Raw genomic sequence first — 6,464 nt, 5'->3', positions numbered from 1 at the left:
TCGCCCGCGCCGCCGCGTTGCTCTCGGTCGAGGCCGGCCTGCTCCGCACCGCCCTGGTCGAGGAGATCGGCGGCGAGTCGGTGGTGATGGACACGATTGCCGACGTGCCCCACCTGTTCCTGCGCGGCCTGCACGCGGCGGAAAGCGCCATCGCCGAGCGCCTGATCGCTCTCGACGAGGCGCCCCTGCCCTGGGACGAGATCGATGCGGGCGCAGCCCTGGCACGGGTCGAGGCCGAGACCGGCCGGCCGCTCTCGCCCTCGCAGCGCGCCGCCGCGGCGACGCTCATGACCGCCAAGGTCGCGGTGATGACCGGCGGGCCCGGCGTCGGCAAGACCAGCACCCTCGACGCGCTCCTGCGGATGCTCGACGAGGCGGGCGCCTCCGTGCTCCTCGCTGCCCCCACTGGCCGCGCCGCCAAGCGGATGAGCGAGCAGACCGGCCGCGAGGCGAAGACGATCCATCGCCTGCTCGAGATCGACCCCCAGCACGGCGGCTTCCAGAGGAACGAGCACAGCCCGCTATCCTGCGACCTGCTGGTGCTGGACGAAGCCTCGATGATCGACGTGCCGCTGATGAACGCCCTCACCCGGGCCCTGCCGCGCCACGCCGCGCTCTGGCTCGTCGGTGACGTCGACCAGTTGCCCTCCGTCGGGCCGGGCCGGGTGCTGGCCGACGTGATCGACTCGGGCCGCGTCGCGGTCGCGCGGCTTCGGGAAGTCTTCCGCCAGGCCGCCGAGAGCCGGATCGTCACCGGCGCCCACCGGATCAATGCCGGGCAGATGCCCGAAGGAGCCGATACGCCCGAGGGTGACTTCTTCGTGGTTGGAATCGATGATCCCGAAACCGGTGCCGACAAGCTGGTCGAGATCGTCACCCACCGCATCCCGCGCCGCTTCGGCCTCGATCCGGTCAAGGACGTGCAGGTGCTCTGCCCGATGACCCGCGGCGCCCTGGGCAGCCGCCACCTCAACCAGGCGCTCCAGCGGGTGCTGAACCCGAACCCGCCGGTCGCGGTCGAGCGCTTCGGCTGGGTCTTCGCCCCCGGCGACCGGGTGATGGTGGGCCAGAACGACTACGACCGCGAGGTGTTCAACGGCGATCTCGGCGTGGTGCTGCGGGTCGATCCCGAGGATGGTGTGCTCACCGCCGGCTTCGAGGGACGCGAGGTCGTCTGGCCGTTCGAGGAGCTGGACGCGCTGAGCCCCGCCTACGCCATCACCATCCACAAGTCGCAAGGCTCGGAATACCCGGCCGTGGTGATCCCGGTGGCGATGCAGCACTACACGATGCTCGCCCGCAACCTGCTCTATACGGGGGTGACGCGGGGCAAGCGGCTGGTGGTGCTGGTGGCGCAGGCCCGCGCAGTGGCGATCGCGGTGCGGGGTGGGGCGAGGCCGCGATTCACGAAACTGGCCGAGTGGCTGCGGCAACCGGCCAGGACGAGACAGACGGCCCGCTCGACTCATCGGCGTTCTTGAGAGCCACTGTCTCATTCCGGGACCGCGAAAGCGGAGCCCGGAATGACCCGGAGGGTGCACACTCCGTCGGAGCCCATCGATCGAACGGGCTCGCTCGGCTAGAGCGCTTCACGATCGCATTGCAATCGCGAAGCTTCTCTAGCTGTTTGATTTTGCCGCATTTTCTACGACGAACCGGTATCCACTTCGTCGGAAAATGCTCTAATACCCCTTCTTCACCTCCGCCAGGGCCCGCGTCAGCCCATCGGCGACCACCTGCCGCTCGGTCGGCGAGGCGTCGCGGGCGACGAGCACCCGCTGGCCGCGCGAGACGAAGGACAGCGACATGAGGCCGTACTCGTCATCCTCGACCTTGTGCAGGCGGGTCCAGAGCGGGTTGAAGCGCCACTCGGCCCGCTCGCCGCGATGGCTGACGCGGGCGACCAGCACCTCGATCTGGCTGATCACCACCTCCTCGAAGGAGCGGCCGCGGCGGGCATTGACGGTCAGCGCCAGCCACAAAGCCGCGATGTCGAGGCCGAAGAAGCCGGTGACCGGCCACATCCCCATCTGGAGGAAGGCGATCCCCGTCACCAGGGCGACGCCGCCGCAGAACACCATCACGACCCGGAAGCCGAGGCGCGACAGCGAGCAATGCGGCCGGATGGTCGCCGAGAAGACCGGGCGCTCGATCGCGTCCGGGTCACGCCCGTAGGGGTGCCGCGCGCCTGCGTCGTCCGGTGTCTTGCCGCTCGCCATGCGCCCAATATAAGGCATGCATGACTCGCCGGAAGCAGGCCGCCCCCGACCAAATCACCGCACCTGCCAAGGTGGAACGCGGCAAGGCGGGACTCGCGAAGGCGGGCCTCGCGAAGGGGGCGCTCGTGACGCCCCTCGCCGCCCGCGCGACCACGCCGGAGCCGGTCGACGCCGCGACCCTGCGGGAGATCTTCGCGCGGCTCAGCGCCGCCAACCCGGAGCCGCGCTCCGACCTGGAATACGTCAATCCCTACACGCTGCTCGTCGCGGTGGTGCTGTCGGCCCAGGCGACCGACAAGAGCGTCAACCTCGCCACCGCGCCGCTCTTTGCCCGCGCCGACAACCCGGCGGCGATGCTGGCGCTCGGCGAGGAGGTGGTGCGCCATCACATCCGCACGATCGGGCTGTTCAACACCAAGGCCAAGAACGTCATCGCCCTGTCGCGCATCCTGATCGAGGAGCATGGCGGCGCGGTGCCGCGGGCGCGCGAGCAGCTGGAGGTGCTGCCCGGCGTCGGCAAGAAGACAGCCAGCGTGGTGCTCAACGTCGCCTTCGGCGAGCCGACCATCGCGGTCGACACCCACATCTTCCGGGTCTCGAACCGCATCCCGCTCGCGCCCGGCTCCACCACCGACAAGGTCCAGGCCGGGCTGGAGGCGATCGTGCCCGAGCCCTACCGCCTCAACGCCCATCACTGGCTGATCCTGCACGGGCGCTACACCTGCAAGGCGCGGAAGCCCGAATGCTGGCGCTGCCCGATCGCCGATCTGTGCCGCTATCCCGACAAGACCCCGGGGCCGGGCTGACGTTCACGCTCCGGCTTTCCAGCGCGCCGGAATCTGGTATCCTGCCGGCATGATCCTGTCCCGTCCCCTCGCACGGCTGCTCGCCGCGGTGATCGTGATGATCGCCGCCTGCGTCAGTGCGTCGGTGGTCGGGGCGTCGGCGGCGCAAGCCCATCAGGGCCAGGGACATCAGGGCCATGGGCATCGGGGGCACGCCCCCCATGCGACCTCCTTCGGCGCGTCCGCCGTGACAGCGCTGACGCTGGCCGAGGCGCACACCGAGGCTCACATGGCCGCGCAGGCACCACGCCTGACCGCCGCCGACCCGGATGAGGCGCCGGCCGGCCGGCCCTGCAATGGCCTGTGCTGCCTGATGGGCGCCTCCTGCTGCGTGCCCGGCCTGCTTCCCGAGGGGCTTGCGGCGTTCCCGTCCCTCACCGCGGCCCGCCGGCTCACAGCCGCCGCGGTGGCGGTGCCAGCCGGCATCGTGCCGGATTCCCCCGCCCGTCCCCCTCGATCCTTCGCCTGACGCCCGCGTCCCGCCGCCGGCAGCCGCCCTGACGGGCGAGTGTTGCCGCGGGCGCTCCTCGACGTCCGCTCGCGAAGGTTCATCCCGCCATGGTTCCGTTCCGGTTGCCAGCCGCGCCGCGCGTGCTGGACGCTGCGCCCGCCAAGATCGGACTTGTCCTTTTGGCGCTGCCGCTCCTCACGAACTCCCCCCGACCCGCTCACGCCCACGAGGGACACGACCACGGCGCCCCGCAGGCGCCGATCTCGAAGACCATCGCACCGCGGGGCGAGGCGGCGTCGGCCGCCTTCGAGCTGGTGGCGATCCCCCGGGGTGACGCCCTGGTGCTCTATCTCGACCGGTTCGCAACGGCTGAGCCGATCACCGACGCCACCCTGGAGGTCGAGACGCCGGCCGGCCCCGCCACGGCCGAGCCGGCCCCGGACGGCAGCTATCGCCTCTCCGCCCCCTGGCTGGCGAGGCGCGATCCTGGCCAGGACCACCTCGATCTCGTCGTCACGGTGACGGCGGGCGCCGATGTCGACGTGCTGTCGCTGGCGATCGTCCTGCCGCCGGCCCCGAAGGGCGGCAAGGCGGCTGCGTCCCCTCCTGCCGAGCCCCCCGCCCATGCCGGGCATGACGGCGAAAGTTGGGTGCAGGCGCTCCATGAGCGCCTGACCGACAGGCTCGCCGCCCGCGATCCCGGTGCCGGCCTCTTCGCGGCCGGGGGCTTCGTGCTCGGCCTCGCCACCATGGCGCTGATGCGGGCCGGGCGCCGGGCCCCCGTCCTCGCGGTGCTGGTGCTGGCCGTGACCCTGGTGCTGGGCGCCACCGCCTTCGCGCATGACGGCGATCATGCCGAGACCCGGGCGGCCTTCGTGCCGCCGCCCGCCGACCTCGCCCAGCGCCTCGCCGACGGGGCGGTATTCGTGCCGAAACCCACCCAGCGCCTGCTCTCCCTGCGCACGCAGATCGTGGCCGAGGGCGCGTTCCGCCGCACCGTGTCGCTGCCGGGGCGGATCATCCCGGATCCGAATGCCAGCGGCGTGGTGCAATCCTCCGTTGGCGGGCGCCTGGCACCGCCGCCCTCGGGGACCTTCCCGCGGCTCGGCACCAGGGTCCGCCCGGGGGAGGTGCTGGCCCTCGTCACCCCGCCGGTGCAGCGGGTCGACCTGTCGGACATGCGCCAGCGCCAGGGCGAACTCGACCAGCAGATCGCCATCGTGCAGCGCCGGGTCGACCGCTACCTCAAGCTCGCCCCGGGCGGCGCGGTCTCGCAGGTGCAGCTCGACGAGGCGCAGGACGAGCTGAAGGGCCTCAAGGACCGCCGCACCGCCCTCGACCGCATCCGCCAGGAGCCGGAAGTTCTCACCGCGCCGGTCGGCGGGGTGATCGCCGAGGCCGCGGCGGTCGCCGGCCAGATGGCCAATCCCGGCCAGATGGTGTTTCAGATCGTCGATCCGCAAAAGCTCTGGGTCGAGGCGCTCAGCTTCGACGCCCTGACGCCGGCGGCCGACGCCACCGCGCGGATGGCCGACGGACGGACCCTGCCGCTCGCCTACCAGGGCGCCGGCCTCGCCGACCGCAACCAGGCGATCCCGGTCCAGTTCGCGATCCAGGGCGGCAGCGAGGGCCTGCGGGTCGGCCAGTTCGTGACCGTGCTGGCCGCCATCGATGCCGAGCAGCGGGGCCTCGCCCTGCCGCGGGCGAGCGTGGTGCGGACCGCCAACGGGCAGGACGTGGTCTATGCCCACATCGCCGCCGAGCGCTACGAGGCGAAGCCCGTGCGGGTCGCGCCCCTCGACGGCGCCCGCGTGCTGGTCGAGGCCGGGGTAAAGCCCGGCACCCGCGTGGTGGTCCAGGGCGCCGAGCTTCTGGACCAGGTCCGGTAGGAGAGCCGAACGATGTTCTCCGTCCTGGTCACGCAATCCCTGCGCAACCGCCTGCTCGTCCTGGCGCTCGCCTGCGTGCTGGTGCTCTACGGGGCGTTCAGCCTCACCCGGCTCCCGGTCGACGTCTTCCCGGACCTCAACCGCCCGACCGTCACCATCATGACCGAGGCCGAGGGCTACGCGCCCCCGGAGGTCGAGCAGATGGTGACCTATCCGATCGAGACCCGGCTCAACGGCCTGCCCGGGGTGACCCGGCTGCGCTCGATCTCGGGCGTCGGCCTGTCCGTCATCTATGTCGAGTTCGCCTGGGGCACCGACATCTACCGCAACCGGCAGCAGGTCGCCGAGCGCCTGAGCCTGGTCCAGGACCAGCTCCCGCGCGGGGTCTCGCCCCAGATGGGCCCGGTCTCCTCGATCATGGGCCAGGTTCTGCTGATCGCCGTGACGGGCGAGAGCCTGTCGCCGATGGAGCTGCGCGAGACCGCCGATTTCGTGCTCCGCCCGCGCCTCCTCACCGTGCCGGGCGTGGCGCAGGTGATCCCGATCGGCGGCGAGGTGCGGCAGTTCCGGGTCGCCCCGAACCCGGCGGCGATGCGGGCCCTGGGCGTCAGCAACGCGCAGCTCGATGCGGCCTTGCAGCAATTCGGCACCAATGCCGGCGGCGGCTTCACCGACCAGGATGCGCGCGAATACCTGATCCGGAACATCGGCCGCACGATGAGCCTGGAGGATCTGCGCGATCTGGTCGTCGGGGCCAGCGGCAACGCCCCGGTGCGGCTGCGGCAGGTGGCCGAGGTGTCCTTCGCCGCCAAGGCCAAGCGTGGCGAGGGCGGCTATCAGGGCCGGCCCGCGGTGATCGTCTCGGTCGAGAAGCAGCCCGAGGTCGACACGGTGGCGCTGACGCGCGCGATCGAGGCGGCCTTGAGGGACATCGCGCCGTCGCTGCCGGCCGGCATTTCGGCCGACAAGATCCTGTTCCGTCAGGCGGACTTCATCGAGACCGCGATCGGCAATGTCGAGCGGGTCCTGGTCGAGGCGATCGCCGTGGTGGCGCTGGTGC

6 protein-coding genes are annotated in these 6,464 nt (G+C 71.6%); 5 read left to right on the top strand and 1 reads right to left on the bottom strand.

From position 1 onward, the window contains the following. Positions 1-1,481 (top strand): SF1B family DNA helicase RecD2 (recD2, locus tag VP06_RS08525; RefSeq protein WP_048463357.1); only part of this gene is annotated, 1,481 nt, incomplete at its 5' end. Between the two features lie 201 nt (positions 1,482-1,682). Here the strand turns inward: recD2 and VP06_RS08520 are convergent. Continuing rightward, complete coding sequence (locus VP06_RS08520; RefSeq protein ID WP_048463355.1) at positions 1,683-2,219, bottom strand: DUF2244 domain-containing protein; 537 nt, start codon at positions 2,217-2,219, stop codon at positions 1,683-1,685. Between the two features lie 125 nt (positions 2,220-2,344). Here VP06_RS08520 and nth point away from each other — a divergent pair, with 125 nt between their 5' ends. The 4 genes from nth to VP06_RS08500 form a co-directional block, all read left to right on the top strand. Then, positions 2,345-3,025, top strand: coding sequence for an endonuclease III (gene nth / locus VP06_RS08515; protein WP_048463356.1), 681 nt, complete (start codon positions 2,345-2,347; stop codon positions 3,023-3,025). Positions 3,026-3,074: 49 nt separating this feature from the next. Next, a complete protein-coding gene (locus VP06_RS08510) occupies positions 3,075-3,533 on the top strand; it encodes a hypothetical protein (RefSeq protein WP_048463354.1) in 459 nt (152 codons plus the stop codon). Positions 3,534-3,622: 89 nt separating this feature from the next. Then, positions 3,623-5,404, top strand: coding sequence for an efflux RND transporter periplasmic adaptor subunit (locus VP06_RS08505; RefSeq protein ID WP_048463353.1), 1,782 nt, complete (start codon positions 3,623-3,625; stop codon positions 5,402-5,404). A 12-nt stretch (positions 5,405-5,416) separates the two neighbouring features. After that, a partial coding sequence (locus tag VP06_RS08500) for an efflux RND transporter permease subunit (RefSeq protein ID WP_048463352.1) occupies positions 5,417-6,464 on the top strand: 1,048 nt, incomplete at its 3' end.

The sequence above is a fragment of the Methylobacterium aquaticum genome, from assembly GCF_001043915.1.
Classification (GTDB): Bacteria; Pseudomonadota; Alphaproteobacteria; order Rhizobiales; family Beijerinckiaceae; genus Methylobacterium; species Methylobacterium aquaticum.
This window is presented reverse-complemented; position numbering and strand designations above follow the sequence as displayed.

Excerpts from the sequence above, each read along its gene's own strand:
- VP06_RS08520 (WP_048463355.1), bottom strand. The coding sequence starts at position 2,219 with ATGGCGAGCGGCAAGACACCGGACGACGCAGGCGCGCGGCACCCCTAC.
- VP06_RS08505 (WP_048463353.1), top strand. The coding sequence starts at position 3,623 with ATGGTTCCGTTCCGGTTGCCAGCCGCGCCGCGCGTGCTGGACGCTGCG.
- VP06_RS08510 (WP_048463354.1), top strand. The coding sequence starts at position 3,075 with ATGATCCTGTCCCGTCCCCTCGCACGGCTGCTCGCCGCGGTGATCGTG.